Raw genomic sequence first — 14,527 nt, forward strand, 5'->3', positions numbered from 1 at the left:
ACCCTTCGGAGCAGGGCAAATCCATTAAGCGGTGAGCTCCTGGTGCAAGGCCTCGCTGAGCCGGGCCGCCCGCTCGGCGACCTCCGCGGGGCCCAGCTCCACCGCACGGGCGCACCAGTGGCGCCCCTCGGTGAGCTCGCCCCGGCGCGCCGCGAGCAGCGCGAGCCGGAGCGCGGCGCGGCCGTGACCGGCCCGGGCGGCCCGGGTCCACCAGAGGGCCGCCTCGCGCTCGCTGCCCTCGCGGGCGAGGAGCAGGCCGAGGTTGAAGGCGCCGTTGCGGCTGCCCGCCTCCGCCGCCTCGCGGTACCAGCGGTCGGCCTCGGCGAGGTCGCCGCGCCCGGCGGCGAGCATCCCGACCCGTACCTGGGCGCGCCGGTGCCCCTGCTGGGCGGCGCGCTCGTACCACTCCTCGCACTCGGACTTCTCCTCGCGGGGCGCGCCGAGCACGGCGGGACCGGGCTCGGGGCGACGCGCGTCGAGTACCGAGGCGAGCCGGAAGGCGGCCTCGGCGCTGCCGCCGCCGGCCGCGCACCGCAGGTGCCGCTCGGCGGTCCGCTCGTCGCCGTCCCGGAGCGCGGCGATGCCGACCTGGAGGGCGGCCTCGGTGTGCCCTGCGGCGGCGGCCCGCTCGTACCAGACCAGCGCCGTACGGTCGTCGTCCCGGCCCGCGTGGAGGATGCCCAGGTTGAAGGCGGCGTCGACGCTGCCGGCCTCGGCGGCCTTGGAGAACCAGGGCTCGGCGCCGTTGGCGTCGCCGGCCTGGAGCAGCAGGACGGCGAGCGCGTTGGCGGCCTCGCGATGGCCCGCGTAGGCGGCCCGGCGGTACCACTGCTCCGCCTGCGGGATGCGGTCCTGGGCGGCGCAGAGCAGTCCGAGGTTGTAGGCGCCGTTCACGTCGCCCGCGTCCATGGCGGCCCGGTACCAGCGCTCGGCGGTCTGCTGCTCGCCGCGGGCCGCGTGGAGGGCGCCCAGGGCGTTGGCGGCGTTGCCGTCGCCGTCCTGGGCGGCACGGAGCCACCACACGGCGGCGCTCTCCTCGTCGCCGGCGTCGCGGAGCAGGAAGCCGAGGGCGCAGGCGGCCTTGGCCTCGCCCTCCTTGGCGGAGCTGAGGTACCAGCGGCCGGCCTCCTTGAGCTCGCCGCGGTGCTCCAGGATCGCGCCGAGGTGGAGCGCGGCCCGCCGGTGTCCGCGCGCGGCGGCCTGGCGGAACCACTGCTCGGCCTCGTTCGGCTCTCCCCCGGGCTCGCCCGCGGCCGGACCGGCCGGCGGGGCACCCGCCACCGCGTCCCGGGTGCCCGCGGGCACCCGGAGACGGGTGCCGGTCTCGTGCGGGCCGCGGACGGTCTCGGTGGCGCGGCGCTCCAGGGCGAGCGCGAGCCGGTAGGCGGCCTCGCGGTGGCCCTGCTCGGCGGCGGCGCGCAGCCAGCGCTCGGCGCCGACGTCGCTGCGGTGCTCCAGGAGGTCCGCGAGGGCGTACGCGCCGAGGGCGTGGCCCTGTTCGGCGGCCTGGCGCAGCCAGTACTCGGCGGCCGGCTCGTCGCCGCGCTCGCGGTGGTGGCGGCCGAGCGCGTGGGCGGCGGGCGCGGAGCCGGCGACGGCGGCGACCCGCCACCAGCCCGCGGCCTCGTCGGCGTACCCGCGCTGGTGCAGCAGGACGCCGAGGTTGTTGGCGGCGGCCCGGTCCCCCTCGGCCGTGGCGCCGCGCAGGTAGGGCTCGGCGCCGTCGAGGTCGCCGCGGCGCAGCAGCAGCGCGCCGAGGGCGCTCATCGCGGCGAGGTCGCCGCGCTCGGCGGCACGCCGGTGCCGGGCCTCGACCTCGGTCTCGGTCTCGTTCTCGGTATCGGTGGCGCCGGTCGTGGCGGTGGTGTCGACGACCGCATCGACGGCCCCTGCTGCCTCGATGATCTCGTCTGCGGCATTTCTGGCGTGCCGCTGCACAAACCGCCCTGTCTCCAACAGAGTTGCCCTGTCCCCCATAAATACCATCGTCGCACCACCCGCAACCCGAGCACACCTGGTATAGCGCAGCCAGTGAGGTCACTCAGCGTTTTGTCGACATGCCCACAGAGAGACAAGTCAAACACGCCTCACCCCAACTCGCCCCTTCCCTACCGCTCTTCGGCACCCCCCGGCACGTCGACACACGACAAGGGCCCGGATCCTTATGGATCCGGGCCCTTGTCCTCTGAGTAGCGGGGACAGGATTTGAACCTGCGACCTCTGGGTTATGAGCCCAGCGAGCTACCGAGCTGCTCCACCCCGCGTCGGTGAACCAACAGTACCACGACGCGGAGTGGAAACCCTCAGGTCAGCCGCCCGACGGGCTCGTCTTGAGCTTCGCCCCGGCGTCCGCGGCCCGCTGGAGGGCCTTCTGGAGGTCCTCCTGGGCCTTGCCGTACGCGGTCCAGTCGCCCTTCTGCAGGGCGGCCTCGCCGGCGTCGTACGCCTTCTGGGCGTCGGAGATCGCCTGCTGGAGCGCGGCGTCGTTCGACGCGGGCGGCGGGGTCGTCCCGGGCGGCGGCGTGGTGCCCGGCGGGGTCGGCGGCGTGCTGGGCGCCTCCACCCCGAAGACCGCGTTCAGCGCCTTGGTGAGGTTGTCCTCGAACACCGTGGTGTCCTTGGTCGTGTCACCGTCCGGCTGGTCGGCGTCCACGTACGACACCGCGACCTTCTTCAGGAGCGGGTAGAGCGCGTTGCGACCCTGGGCGTACACCGGCTCCACGTACAGGAAGCCGCCGTCGAGCGGGACGGTCAGCAGGTTGCCGTACTGGATGTCCGAGTCGGCGCCCTTCATGTCCCGGACGAACTGGGCCACGGACGGCAGGCCGTTGAGCTTGCTCTGCACCTGCGCCGGGCCCGGCACGTCCTCGGTGACCCGCAGCAGTCTCAGCCGGCCGTACTCCTTGCTGGTGGCGTCGGCGTCGACCGCCATGAAGCCGCCCAGGTTGGGCCGCCCGTTCGGCGTGAACGTCGTCGTCAGCGAGAAGCGCTGCGCCGCGTCCCCGGGCATCTTCATGCTCAGGTAGTACGGCGGGACCGCGTTGCCGTCCTTGTTGGTCGGGTCGTCCGGCACCTGCCAGGCGTCCGAGCCGCTGTAGAACTGCGCGGGGTCGGTGACGTGGTAGCGGGTCAGCAGCTCGCGCTGGACCTTGAACATGTCCTGCGGGTAGCGCAGGTGCCCCATCAGGTCTGCCTTGATCTCGGACTTCGGCTTGACCGTGTCCGGGAAGGCCTTCATCCAGGTCTTGAGGACCGGGTCCTGGGTGTCCCACTCGTAGAGGGTCACCGTGCCGTCGTAGGCGTCGACGGTGGCCTTCACCGAGTTGCGGATGTAGTTGACCTGGTTCTGCTGGGCGACGACCGCGCGCTGCTGGTTGCCGACGGTCAGCGAGTCGGCCGTGGTGTCGCCGAGCGTGGTGCGCGAGGCGTACGGGTAGCCGTTGGTCGTCGTGTAGGCGTCGATGATCCACTGGATCCGGCCGTCGACGACCGCCGGGTAGGCGTCGCCGTCGATGGTCAGCCACGGCGCGACGGCCTCGACGCGCTCCTTGGGGGTGCGGTTGTAGAGGATCCGCGAACCCTCGCCGATGGCCCCCGAGTAGAGGATCTGCGGCTCGCTGAAGGCCACCGCGTATGCCGCGCGGTTGAAGGTGCTGGAGAGGCTGACGCCGCTCTTCTCCTTGTAGCTGGTGGTCTTCTCGCCGTTCTCCTCGTAGTCCAGCTCCTTCTGCGGGCCGCCCACGATCGAGTACTGGTCGGTCTTCTCGCCGTAGTAGATCCGCTGCTGGTACGTGCCGAGCGAACCGGTCGTCGGCAGTCCCGCCTCGGTGAAGACCGGGGAGCCGTTGGCGTCCGTCTGCGTGCCCGCGGCCATGATCGCGCCGTAGCCGTGGGTGTAGGTGAAGTGGTCGTTGATCCAGTTCCGCTTCGGGATGCCCTTGATGTTGAGCTCGCGCAGGCCGACGACGGTGTCCTTGCCGTCGTAGCGGTCCACGTCCAGGGTGGTCGGGAACTGGTAGTACTTCCGCTTCTGCTCCAGCTGCTGGAACGTCGGCGACACGATGTTCGGGTCGAGGATGCGGTAGGCGGCCGCCGTGTCGGCGTCCGAGCGGAGCTGGTCCTTGGCCTTGACCGTCGACTTGCCCGAGTAGTTCTCGGGCTTCGTCGAGTCGATCGCGTACGCCTTCCGGGTCGCGTCGATGTTCTTCTGGATGTACTCCGCTTCCTTGGCCTGCTCGTTCGGCTGGACCTGGAACTTCTGCACGATGGCCGGGTACAGGCCGCCGATCAGGATCGCGGAGAGCACCATCAGGCCGAAGCCGATCACCGGCAGCTGCCAGGTGCGGCGCCACAGCGTCGCGAAGAACAGCACGGCGCAGATCGCGGCGATGCAGAACAGGATCGTCTTCGCCGGCAGGTACGCGTTGGCGTCGACGTACCGCAGGCCCGTCCAGTTGCCGGTCGCCTTGAAGTCGCTGGACTTCACGGCCAGGCCGTACCGGTCGAGCCAGTACGCCACGGCCTTCAGCGACACGAAGACGCCGAGCAGCACCGAGAGGTGGCCGGTGGCGGCGGCGGTCGCGCGGGCACCGGGACTGGTGATCCGCAGTCCGCCGTAGAGGTAGTGGGTGAGCGCGGCGGCGATCAGCGACAGGACGGCGGCGGAGAAGCCGAAGGCGAGCAGGAAGCGGTACCAGGGCAGGTCGAACGCGTAGAACGCCACGTCGAGCCCGAACTGCGGGTCCTTCTGGCCGAACTTCACGCCGTTGACCCACATCAGCCAGGTCCGCCACTGCCCCGAGGCGGAGGCGCCGGCGATCAGCGCCACCAGGGTGGTGACCGCGAGCAGCACCCACTTCTTGAACGGGGCGAGACCCATCCGGTACCGGTCGAGGCTCTGCTGTTCCAGGGACATCGCGCTCAGCGGCGGCCGCAACCGGTACGCCAGCCAGATGTTCAGGCCGACGGTGATCCCCATCAGCAGGCCGAAGACCGCGAACAGGCCGATCTTGGTCCACAGCGTGGTCGTGAACACGGACGAGTACTTGACCGAGCGATACCAGAGCCAGTCCGTCCAGAACCCGGCGAACATCACGAACGCCATGGCCAGGACGGCCAGCACGCCGAGCGTCATGAGCAGGGTACGGGCCCGCCGGGACGGCCGGCCGACTCTCATCCTTGGCCCGGACGGGCTCCCGCCGCGGTCCGGCATCTGGAAAGCCAACGTGCGCCCCTCGATGTTGATGCGTCTGAAAGCAGGCCCCGCGATCGTAGAGCCCACTGATTCAACTTACTGAGGCTTTACCTAGTTCCCGTCTTCAGGGGAAGACGAGGCAGGATGTTGGTCATGTCCAACGTTTCCCCCTCCGGCCCGGCTATGGCCGCGAGCCCCCTCACCCGCGCGGTGCTCGAGATCGACGAGTACGCGTCGGGCCTCGGCTGGGATCAGCCGGCCCGCCTCTTCGCCCTGGTCGACACCGCACGGCTGCGCGCCCAGGAACCCAAGCTCGCCACCCAGCTCGGCCTGGGCGACGACGCCACCGCCTACACCCCCATCGAGCAGGACAAGCTGCCGCGCGGAAAGCCGCTCGACGACTTCCTCGGCACGATCGCCTGGCCCGACGCCGTCGTGGGCTGCGCCCTGACCGTGGAGCGGCTCATGCTGCCCCCGTCGGCGGAGGCCCAGGTACCGCAGGGCCTGAGCGAGAAGCAGCTCGCCAAGTGGGTGGCCGGCCACCCCGACCGCCAGGAGGTCCGGATGACCGTCGCGGTGCTGCGCGGCGGCGCCCGCGAGGCGGCGATCCGGCTGCGCGAGAAGGACACCGCGACCGAGGTCCTGACCGGCCCCGACCTGGTGCCCGGCCTCGCCGAGGCACTGGCGGCGACCTTCGAGTCCTGAGCCGCCCGACACGCCGAAGGGGCGCCCGTCCGTCGGACGGGCGCCCCTTCGGCGTAACGCCTGGCCCTCAGCCCTTGGAGCAGCTCGGGAGGGACGCCGTGTCGCCCTTGCGGAGCTTCTCCAGCGACTTCGTGGCGTCGTCGATGGTGTTCACCTTGACGAGGGTGAGGCCCGCGGGCGTGTCGGAGGCGGCGGCCTCGCAGTTGTCGGCCGGGGTGAGGAAGTACTCGGCGCCCGCCTCGCGCGCGCCGACCAGCTTCATCTCGATGCCGCCGATCGGTCCGACCTCGCCCTTGTCGTCGATGGTGCCGGTGCCGGCGACGAAACGGCCGCCGGTGAGGCTCTCCGGGGTCAGCTTGTCGACGATGCCGAGGGCGAACATCAGGCCGGCACTCGGGCCGCCGACGTCGGCGAGGTTGATGTCGATCGTGAACGGGAAGACGTGGTCGGTGCCGGCCTGGATGCCGACGACGGCCCGGTCGCCCTCCTCGGAGGTGGTGGTCGTGATGACGACCTTCTGGGTGACCTTCGGCTCCCGGCGCGCCTTCTCCGCGGCGGCGGCCTCCTTGGCGGGGACGATGGTGAACTCGACGTCCTGGCCGGGCTTGCGCTTCGTCACCTGCTTGGCGACGTCGGTCTGCTCCTTGACCGGCACGCCGTCGACGGCCTTGATCACGTCACCGGCGTGCAGCTTGCCCTCGGCCGGCGAGTCCTTGACGACGGTGGCGACGACGACACGGGCGACCACCGGGATCCCCAGCTCCCCGAGCGCGGCCACCTTGGCGCTCTCCTGGGACTGGCTGAACTCCTCGGCGTTCTCCTGGCTCGACTCCTCCTCCGTCTTCCCGTCGGGGTAGAGGGTGTCGTGCGGCACCACCACGTTGTCGTGGGCGAGCCATCCGTAGACGGCCTCGACGGCGTTCATCTTGTAGTCCGCGCTGGTGACGCGGACCGTCGTCATGTTGAGGTGCCCGTCGGTCGGGTAGGTCTTGCGTCCCGAGATCTGGAGGACCGGCTCTCCCCTGGCCTCGCCGAGGGTGTTGACCGTGGGGCCCGGGCTCATCTCCGCGTACGGCACCGGGATCAGAACGCCCGCGATGAGCAGACAGATCAGGACCAGGGTGGAGGCGAGCATCGTCGCGGTGCGGCGTGGCATGGAACGACAGTACGGGACTCGTCTGTGGGTGCACCCCTGGGGCGGGTCCGTACGAGGCGCCGGGCGTCAGCTCGACGGCGAGGTGCTGACACCACCGGCCGCGGCGGCCGGTTCGCGCTCTGCCGAAGCGGAAGCGGAGGTGGTGGGGTGGGCGCGTTCCATCGCGTCCCGGAAGCGTGCGTAGCCGGCGAGTTCGGCCACGTCACCTATGGTCTTGTTCCTCGAAGCCCAGCTTCCCCATATCGCCGCGCCGACGACTGCGAAAAGCGGAATCAGCAACCAGGCCAGCGCCGCCATCCCGTCCTCCCATCCCCAGTGAGTTGATCAGCAGACTGTCTCATCCGTGAGGTCAACGCTCGCGGCTGGGGGCCGGTTACGCAAATCGGGCGTTCGGCTACGCCCTGTCGGCGCGCCGCCTTGCCCGATCAGCAGGCGCCCACCCACTCCTCCGTGCCGTCCGAGAAGGTCTGGTGCTTCCAGATGGGGACTTCGTGCTTGAGGTCGTCGATGAGCTTGCGGCAGGCCTCGAAGGCCTCGCCGCGGTGGGGGCAGGAGACGGCGACGACGACCGCGATGTCGCCGACGCGCAGGTCGCCGACGCGGTGGACGGCGGCCAGGGCCCGGACCGGGTAGTTCGCGACGACCTTCTCCGCGACGCGGCGCAGCTCCGCCTCGGCGGTGGGGTGGCAGGAGTACCCCAGCGCGTCGACGTCCGCGCCCCCGTCGTGGTTGCGCACGGTGCCGACGAAGAGGGTCGTGCCGCCGGAGGCGTCGTCGCCGACGGCCCGGAAGACCTCGTCGACGGAGAGCGGGGTGTCACGGATCGCGAGCAGCTTGATCGGGTCGTCCGCCGCCTGCTCACCGGGGTGGTCGTGCTTCTGCGCCATGAGCCCATGGTGCCGTACGGCTCCGACATCCGGTAAGAGACCATTCGACCTGTGGACGGGACCCTCCGTAGGAGGGTCCTACAAGCCGCGCCGCTTCCTCATCTGGCGGACCAGCGCCGCCGTGCCGAGCAGGGCCACCGTCGCACCGGCCGCGCCCGCCGCCGTGGCGTCCTTGCGGCCCAGCCTGCGGCCGGCGACCGTGTGACGGCCCTCGGCCTCGGCCAGGAGCGCGGCGAGGACCTCCTCGTTGGTCCACTTCGGCCGCCAGCCGGCGTCGTGCAGCCGTCCGACGCTGACCACCCACGGGTGCATGGTGTACGCGAGGTCGCCCGCCGGGGACGGGGTGAGGCCGATCCGGTGGAGGCGGGCCGCGGCGCCGAGGGCCACGGCGGAGGGGAGCTCCATGCGCCGGATGCCGGAGAGCTCCTCGACCTCCTCCTGTTCCAGCCAGCCCTCGCAGCCGACGGCGAGCTCGCCGTCGACCTTCTCCAGGGCCGCGTACTCCAGGGCGCTCACCAGGTCCTCGACGTGGCAGAACTGCCAGGTCGGGCGGGATCCGGCGACGACGAGCAGTCGGGGCGACTCGAAGTAGCGGGTCAGCGCCGTGTCCGTACCGCCGACGAGGACCGCGGGGCGGACGACGGTGACGTTGAGCCCGGGGTGCGCGCGGGGGGCGCGCCGGCCGAGGCGCTCGATCTCCAGCATGTCGCCGACGCCGGTGGCCTCGGCGGTGGCCCGGAGCTCGGCGTCCTCCGAGAGAGGGATGTCGTTGTCGGGCAGGGCGCCGTAGACCATCGCGGAGGTGCACAGCACCACGCGGCGGACGCCGGCGGCCGCGGCGGCGGTGAGCACGGTCTGCGTGCCGCGCACGTTGTAGGCCGTTCGGGCGGCGGGGTCGGTCTCCAGGTCGAGGTCGACGGCCAGGTGTACGACGACGTCCGCGCCGCGCAGCTTCTCGGCGATGGCCGGATCGCGCACGTCGAGGATGTGCCACTGCGCCTCGTCGACCTCGCCCCGGCGCTCGTCGATGGCGACGACCCGCTTGACCTCGCCGGAGGCGACGAGGCTCCTGATCAGCAGGTCACCGACGCCGGCGGCGGCGCCGGTGACCGCGACGACGGGGCCGCGCGCGGCGGACCGGGTTGAGTGGTTTCGCGCTCCGCGAACCTGAGGATCTGGGGAACTCACCGGGCGTCTCCAGCGGTTGTCTTCAGTACGTACGCCGCATGACGCGTACGGACCAGGTGGCGTCCATCCTGCCGCAGGGCACGGCCCGGCGGAGCACCGAGCCCATTTCCGGCCCGGATGTCTACGCTGGTGGTGTGCGGGTCTGTCTGACAGGCCTGGTCGGGCAGTCGCCGTCGGCAGGAGGCCGGCGGCCCTACGAGCCGAGGAAACCTGTGAGTGACACCCCATTCGGATTCGGCCTTCCGCCGGAGGAGCCGGAGAACGGCGACGAGGGCAAGAAGAAGGACCCCGCCGGAGGTGGCCAGGGGTCCGGCGGCCAGGGCGGCAACCCGTTCGGGGCGAACCCGTTCGGCTTCGGCGGACTGCCGGGCATGGGCGGCCCCGGTGGCGCCGACAACCCGTTCGCCGCGATGTTCGGCTCGCTGAACCCCAACGACCTGGGGGCGGCCTTCCAGCAGCTCGGTCAGATGCTGAGCTACGAGGGCGGTCCCGTGAACTGGGACATGGCCAAGCAGATCGCGCGCCAGGTGGTCGCCCAGGGCACCGCCGACGGCACCAAGGACGCCAGCGTGGGCCCGGCCGAGAAGTCCGCGGTCGAGGAGGCCGTGCGGCTGGCCGACCTGTGGCTCGACCAGGTCACCTCGCTGCCCTCCGGGGCGAACACGGCGGTGGCGTGGAGCCGCGCCGAATGGGTCGAGGCGACGCTGCCGGCGTGGCAGCAGCTGGTGGACCCGGTCGCCGAGCGCGTCGGCTCGGCGATGGGCGACGTCCTGCCGCAGGAGATGCAGGCCATGGCCGGCCCCCTGATCGGCATGATGCGCTCGATGGGCGGCGCCATGTTCGGCCAGCAGATCGGGCAGGCCGTCGGCGCGCTCGCCGGCGAGGTCGTCGGTTCGACCGACGTCGGCCTGCCGCTCGGCCCCGCCGGGCGCGCGGCGCTGCTGCCGCTGAACATCGAGGCCTTCGGCAAGGACCTGGGCGTGCCCTCGGACGAGGTGCGGCTCTACCTGGCCCTGCGCGAGGCCGCCCACCAGCGGCTCTTCGCGCACGTGCCGTGGCTGCGGGCGCACCTGTTCGGCGCGGTCGAGGGGTACGCGCGGGGGATCAAGGTCGACACCTCGAAGCTGGAGGAGGCGGTCGGGCAGCTCGACCCGACGCACCCGGAGCAGCTGCAGGAGGCACTCCAGCAGGGCATGTTCCAGCCGGAGGACACCCCGGAGCAGAAGGCGGCCCTGGCCCGGCTGGAGACGGCGCTCGCGCTGGTCGAGGGCTGGGTGGACGCGGTGGTCCACGAGGCCGCGAAGTCCCGGCTGACCTCGGCGGACGCGCTGCGCGAGACGCTGCGCCGGCGCCGGGCGTCGGGCGGTCCCGCCGAGCAGACGTTCGCGACCCTGATCGGTCTCGAGCTGCGGCCGCGGCGGCTGCGGGACGCGGCGCGCCTGTGGGCCTCGCTGACCGACGCGCGCGGGGTCGACGGCCGGGACGGCCTGTGGGAGCACCCGGACATGCTGCCGACGGCGACGGACCTGGACGACCCCGACGGCTTCGTCCACCGCGAGCACCTCGACTTCTCGGAGCTGGACAAGATGCTCGGCGAGGCCGCCAAGGGTGAGCAGCCGGAGGACGGGGACGCCGAGAAGTGAGCCTGTACGACGACGCGGTCCACGTCCTGAAGGGGTACGAGGGCCAGCGGGAACTGCGCGATGTCTATCTGGACCATCTCGCCGAGCACCCGGACGGCATGTACAAGCCCTGCGAGGCCGGGCATCTGACGTCCAGCGCGCTGGTGATCGACCCCTCGCGGGGCCGGGTGCTGCTCACCCTGCACAAGAAGCTGAACATGTGGCTGCAGATGGGCGGCCACTGCGAGCCGGGTGACGCGACGGTGGAGGCGGCCGCGCTGCGCGAGGCGGCGGAGGAGTCCGGGATCCCGGGCCTGACACTGCTGCCGGGCGGTCCGGTGCGGCTGGACCGCCATCCGATCCCGGCGCCCTGCAACTGGCACCTGGACGTGCAGTACGCGGCGCTCGCGGCGCCGGACGCGGTGGCGGAGATCAGCGACGAGTCGCTGGACCTGCGCTGGTTCGCGTACGACGAGGTGGCGGACGTGGCGGACACGTCGGTGGTCGAGCTGCTGAAGGGCACGCTGGCGCGGCTGGCGTAGGACGGGCGAGGGGCGGCCTCCGGTGGAGGCCGCCCCTCGGCCGTGCGTGCTCGGTTCCGGTTGTCCTGGTCCGGAGCCGTGGGTGCTCAGTTCCAGGCGTTGTTCTGGTTCTGGGCGTGGGACCCGTGCTGTCCGGCGCCGAACTGGGCGGCGATGCCCTGCCCGATGCCGGCGTTCTGCGGGGGCATGACCTCGCTGGGCTGGACCAGGGCGAAGCCCTGGCCGAGGAAGCTGAGCTCCCAGCCCTCGCCGGTGTTGCCCCGGCGGCGCATGACGCTGGAGTTGGTCGTCTGGGCCTGCATCTGGACGCGCAGCCCGGTGGACCAGGCGACGATCGCGTCCGCGTCGACGCTGACGTACTTCTCGGGCGTGACCTGCATCATCAGCGGCTGCCCGGAGGTCATCAGGGCGACCTTCCCGCGACCGGAGATGTTGAGCTGGTACTTGCCGGAACCGGAGATGCCGTACTGGCTGTCGACGGCGATGACCTCGGTGTGGAGGGTCGAGTCGAGCGCCAGGACGTAGGCGCTGTCGACGGTGAGGCCCTCCTGCTCGACCTCGACGATGTGGACGTACTGGGCGAGGTTGGCGAGGTAGACCGTGCCCTGGCCGGAGCAGCGCATCAGGTCGAGGCCCTCGCCGGTGCGGGCCTGGGCCCGGCGCTGGCCGGGGGTCTTGTACTCGCCGTCGAAGTCGACGAGTCCCTGGTACGCGACCATGGCGCCCTTGCGGGCGAGGACGTCGTCCTGCCCGGTCAGGCTGACCCGCAGGAGCTGCGGGTTCTGGATGACGTACCGCTCCTGGCTCTGCTGTTCGGCGTGGTTGAAAAGCGGGCTCTGCATGATGTGTTCTCGCTCCCCCTCAGCCCCGGACCCGAAGGCGGTCGGTGCTGTCCTCGCTCGGCTGTACGACGACGATGCCCTGGCCCGAGAAGGCCATCTGCATGGCCTCGCCGCTGCCCCGCCCGATGAGGGAGGAGGCCTTGAAGCTGCGCTTGGCCTTGACCTTGAGCGCCGGCGACCAGGCGACGAGCGCGTCGGGGTCGACGTACGTCTCGTCCTCGCCGCGGCCGCAGTCGACCACGATCGGCGTGCCGCGCGAGGTGAGCGCGACCCAGCCGGTGCCGGCGATCTCCACGTTGAACAGGCCCTGTCCGGCGAACTTGGCGAGGCCCTTGACCCGCTCGACGCCCCACTGGAGGTGGGCGTCGAAGGCGAGCAGGTTGGTGCCGTTGACCGAGATCGAGTCGTTCTGGAGGTTGATGACGACCACGTCGGCGCCGTAGTCGGCGAGGTAGAGCAGGCCGTCGCCGGAGCACTTCATGATCGGCGCACCCTCGCCGGTGGCCCACTCCCTGGCGACCTGGCGGGCGGCGGGCGGGTTGGGCTCGTAGGTGATGAAGCCCTCGTAGGCGACCATCGAGCCGGCTCGGGCGTACAGGTCCTGGCCGGAGGCCATCGCGACCTTCAGCATGGTGCGGCCGTGGTTCTCCATCCGGGCCGCGACGGGGGTCGGGGCGTAGCCCGCGAGTTGCTGGTTCATGACTTCGGGCTCCCTCAGACCTCGTAGGGCTGGACGACGATGAAGTTGCCGGGGGCGCCCCGGAACTGGAGGTTCACGGTCTCGCCGCTGTGGCCGGGGTAGGCGTTGCGCCGGAGCCTGACCTGGCTGGAGAGGATGACCTGGGACGCGGACGACCAGGCGACGACCGCGTTGCAGTCGGCGAAGGTGGTCGGCGTGACCGGCAGGACGACGGGGACGCCGTGGGTCTTCACGACGACCGTGCCGGTGCCCTGGAACTGCATGGTGAACAGCGCGCCGCCGGGGATGCCGTGGCCCTCGATGCGACGGACCTCGTACTGGAGGGACTCGTCGAACGCGAGAACGCTCTCGGCGGAGACGCAGATGCCGTCGCCCTGGAGCTCGATCGGGTGCAGATGCGCGCCCTGCTCGGCGAGGAAGACCTGGCCGCGGCCGGTGCACTTCATGAGCTGCATCTCCTGGCCAGTGGCGTTGCCGACGATCCGGCCGGCGAAGCCCGCGCTCTTGTAGGAGAAGTCGACCTTGCCCTGGTACATGACCATCGAGCCCTGCCGGGCGAGCACGGGCACCCCGCCCATGGCCAGGTCGACCCGCATGAGTTGCTGGTTCTGCGGCGTCCAGCGGGCGCCGGTGGCGGTCTCCTTGTACGGCGCGAGCGCGGCGGCGAGTCCGGCGCCGGTCGCCGGCACGCCCTGCGGGACGCCGGCGGGCTGGCCGTACGCCGGGGGCTGCTGGCCGTAGGCAGGGGGCTGCTGCCCGTACGGGGCGGCCGGGGCCTGGCCGTACGGGGGCGCCTGGGGCGGCTGGCCCTGACCGGGGTACTGGCCGGGGGGCTGCCCCGGAACCTGACCCGGGTACTGCCCCGGAACCTGGCCGTACTGCGGCTGCTGCGGAGGCTGCCCGTAGGGGGCGGGGGCCGGCGCGGGCGGCGGGACGGGGGCGGGCGCCACCGGCGCCACCATCGTCGGCGCCGTGTGGACCGGCGGCACGGGGGCGGGCGGCACGGGCGCCTGCGGCGCGCCGAACGCGGGCGCCGGAGCCTGCGCGGGGGCACCGAAGGCCGGGGGCGCCGCCGCCTGCGGCGGCGGGGCGAAACCGGGGGCCGCGGCCTGCTGCTGCGGGGCGGCGGGCTGGTCCTCGGCGACCTCGCCGCCGAAGTTCCGCAGGAGCGCGTCCAGGCCGCCGTCGAAGCCCTGGCCGACGGCGGCGAAGCGCCAGACGTCCTTCAGGTAGAAGTCGCCGAGCATCACGGCCCGCTCGGTGGAGAACTCCGCGCCGGTGAACGCGTACCGGGCGACCTCCTCGCCGCCCGCCACGATCCGCAGGTGACCGGGGCCGACCTGGGACATCTGTCCCGCTCCGTCGATCGTCGCGGTGAACGACAGCTTGTGGATGTGCGCGGGGATGCGGTCGAGGGTGACGCGGAAGGACTCGGTGTCACCGGACTGCGCCCCGAGCAGCTGGACGGACTCCTCGGGCGTCTTCGGCTGGTTGAAGAACACGAAGTAGCGGTCGTCCGACAGCCGCTCGTCGGCGTCGAGGCCGAAGCAGCTGATGTCGAAGGTCAATCCGGGCGCCGCGATCTGCACGCCGACGTACAGATCGGTTCCCGCGGTCAGATCACTGATCTTGGCCTTGTGGCCGCGTTGGAATTCCCTGGCCATGCGTAACGACCGTCCCCCATCCCGAAT

Annotated in this window: 12 protein-coding genes and 1 tRNA gene; 3 read left to right on the forward strand and 10 right to left on the reverse strand. The window is 71.8% G+C overall.

Annotated features, from left to right (window positions below; translation table 11 throughout):
- Positions 1 to 24 precede the first annotated feature (24 nt).
- From OO54_RS02685 to OO54_RS02695, 3 genes are all read right to left on the reverse strand, one after another.
- Positions 25 to 1,986 carry a tetratricopeptide repeat protein gene (locus tag OO54_RS02685; RefSeq protein WP_033201250.1) on the reverse strand — a complete coding sequence of 654 codons (1,962 nt, stop codon included), beginning with the start codon at positions 1,984 to 1,986 and terminating at the stop codon, positions 25 to 27.
- A gap of 204 nt (positions 1,987 to 2,190) precedes the next feature.
- A tRNA-Met gene (locus OO54_RS02690) sits at positions 2,191 to 2,264 on the reverse strand.
- Positions 2,265 to 2,308: 44 nt separating this feature from the next.
- Positions 2,309 to 5,212: a UPF0182 family membrane protein gene (locus OO54_RS02695; protein ID WP_051786666.1), complete on the reverse strand. Its 2,904-nt coding sequence runs from the start codon at positions 5,210 to 5,212 to the stop codon at positions 2,309 to 2,311.
- Positions 5,213 to 5,347: 135 nt separating this feature from the next.
- Here OO54_RS02695 and OO54_RS02700 point away from each other — a divergent pair, with 135 nt between their 5' ends.
- Positions 5,348 to 5,899, forward strand: coding sequence for a PPA1309 family protein (locus OO54_RS02700; protein ID WP_033201252.1), 552 nt, complete (start codon positions 5,348 to 5,350; stop codon positions 5,897 to 5,899).
- Between the two features lie 67 nt (positions 5,900 to 5,966).
- Here OO54_RS02700 and OO54_RS02705 read toward each other — a convergent pair whose 3' ends face one another.
- From OO54_RS02705 to OO54_RS02715, 4 genes are all read right to left on the reverse strand, one after another.
- A complete protein-coding gene (locus OO54_RS02705) occupies positions 5,967 to 7,055 on the reverse strand; it encodes a YlbL family protein (protein ID WP_033201253.1) in 1,089 nt (362 codons plus the stop codon).
- A 66-nt stretch (positions 7,056 to 7,121) separates the two neighbouring features.
- Entirely contained in the window at positions 7,122 to 7,352 is a 231-nt protein-coding gene (locus tag OO54_RS43185; RefSeq protein ID WP_078905018.1) for a hypothetical protein, read from the reverse strand.
- A gap of 128 nt (positions 7,353 to 7,480) precedes the next feature.
- Positions 7,481 to 7,942, reverse strand: a complete 462-nt coding sequence (locus OO54_RS02710; RefSeq protein WP_017239996.1) for a molybdenum cofactor biosynthesis protein MoaE — start codon at positions 7,940 to 7,942, stop codon at positions 7,481 to 7,483.
- Positions 7,943 to 8,020: 78 nt separating this feature from the next.
- A complete protein-coding gene (locus OO54_RS02715) occupies positions 8,021 to 9,130 on the reverse strand; it encodes an SDR family oxidoreductase (RefSeq protein WP_033201254.1) in 1,110 nt (369 codons plus the stop codon).
- A 212-nt stretch (positions 9,131 to 9,342) separates the two neighbouring features.
- Between OO54_RS02715 and OO54_RS02720 the strand changes: the two genes are divergently transcribed.
- A complete protein-coding gene (locus OO54_RS02720; protein WP_033201255.1) occupies positions 9,343 to 10,773 on the forward strand; it encodes a zinc-dependent metalloprotease in 1,431 nt (476 codons plus the stop codon).
- Complete coding sequence (locus OO54_RS02725; protein WP_033201256.1) at positions 10,770 to 11,294, forward strand: NUDIX hydrolase; 525 nt, start codon at positions 10,770 to 10,772, stop codon at positions 11,292 to 11,294. The genes OO54_RS02720 and OO54_RS02725 overlap by 4 nt, the downstream gene beginning before the upstream one ends.
- An 86-nt stretch (positions 11,295 to 11,380) precedes the next feature.
- Here the strand turns inward: OO54_RS02725 and OO54_RS02730 are convergent, their stop codons facing one another.
- The 3 genes from OO54_RS02730 to OO54_RS02740 are packed head-to-tail and all read right to left on the reverse strand — an operon-like array spanning position 11,381 to position 14,500.
- Complete coding sequence (locus OO54_RS02730; RefSeq protein WP_033201257.1) at positions 11,381 to 12,136, reverse strand: AIM24 family protein; 756 nt, start codon at positions 12,134 to 12,136, stop codon at positions 11,381 to 11,383.
- Between the two features lie 19 nt (positions 12,137 to 12,155).
- Entirely contained in the window at positions 12,156 to 12,836 is a 681-nt protein-coding gene (locus OO54_RS02735; protein WP_033201258.1) for an AIM24 family protein, read from the reverse strand.
- A gap of 14 nt (positions 12,837 to 12,850) precedes the next feature.
- Positions 12,851 to 14,500 (reverse strand): TerD family protein, encoded by a 1,650-nt coding sequence (locus OO54_RS02740; protein WP_033201259.1) that lies wholly within the window; start codon positions 14,498 to 14,500, stop codon positions 12,851 to 12,853.
- Positions 14,501 to 14,527: the final 27 nt, after the last annotated feature.

This window comes from Streptomyces wedmorensis (assembly GCF_000716445.1).
GTDB lineage: Bacteria > Actinomycetota > Actinomycetes > Streptomycetales > Streptomycetaceae > Streptomyces > Streptomyces wedmorensis.

What these genes read in the sequence shown, in the direction of transcription:
- OO54_RS02685 (WP_033201250.1), bottom strand. Translation starts at nt 1,986, where the DNA reads ATGGTATTTATGGGGGACAGGGCAACTCTGTTGGAGACAGGGCGGTTT.
- OO54_RS02695 (WP_051786666.1), bottom strand. Translation starts at nt 5,212, where the DNA reads ATGCCGGACCGCGGCGGGAGCCCGTCCGGGCCAAGGATGAGAGTCGGC.
- OO54_RS02700 (WP_033201252.1), top strand. Translation starts at nt 5,348, where the DNA reads ATGTCCAACGTTTCCCCCTCCGGCCCGGCTATGGCCGCGAGCCCCCTC.
- OO54_RS02705 (WP_033201253.1), bottom strand. Translation starts at nt 7,055, where the DNA reads ATGCCACGCCGCACCGCGACGATGCTCGCCTCCACCCTGGTCCTGATC.
- OO54_RS43185 (WP_078905018.1), bottom strand. Translation starts at nt 7,352, where the DNA reads ATGGCGGCGCTGGCCTGGTTGCTGATTCCGCTTTTCGCAGTCGTCGGC.
- OO54_RS02710 (WP_017239996.1), bottom strand. Translation starts at nt 7,942, where the DNA reads ATGGCGCAGAAGCACGACCACCCCGGTGAGCAGGCGGCGGACGACCCG.
- OO54_RS02730 (WP_033201257.1), bottom strand. Translation starts at nt 12,136, where the DNA reads ATGCAGAGCCCGCTTTTCAACCACGCCGAACAGCAGAGCCAGGAGCGG.
- OO54_RS02735 (WP_033201258.1), bottom strand. Translation starts at nt 12,836, where the DNA reads ATGAACCAGCAACTCGCGGGCTACGCCCCGACCCCCGTCGCGGCCCGG.
- OO54_RS02740 (WP_033201259.1), bottom strand. Translation starts at nt 14,500, where the DNA reads ATGGCCAGGGAATTCCAACGCGGCCACAAGGCCAAGATCAGTGATCTG.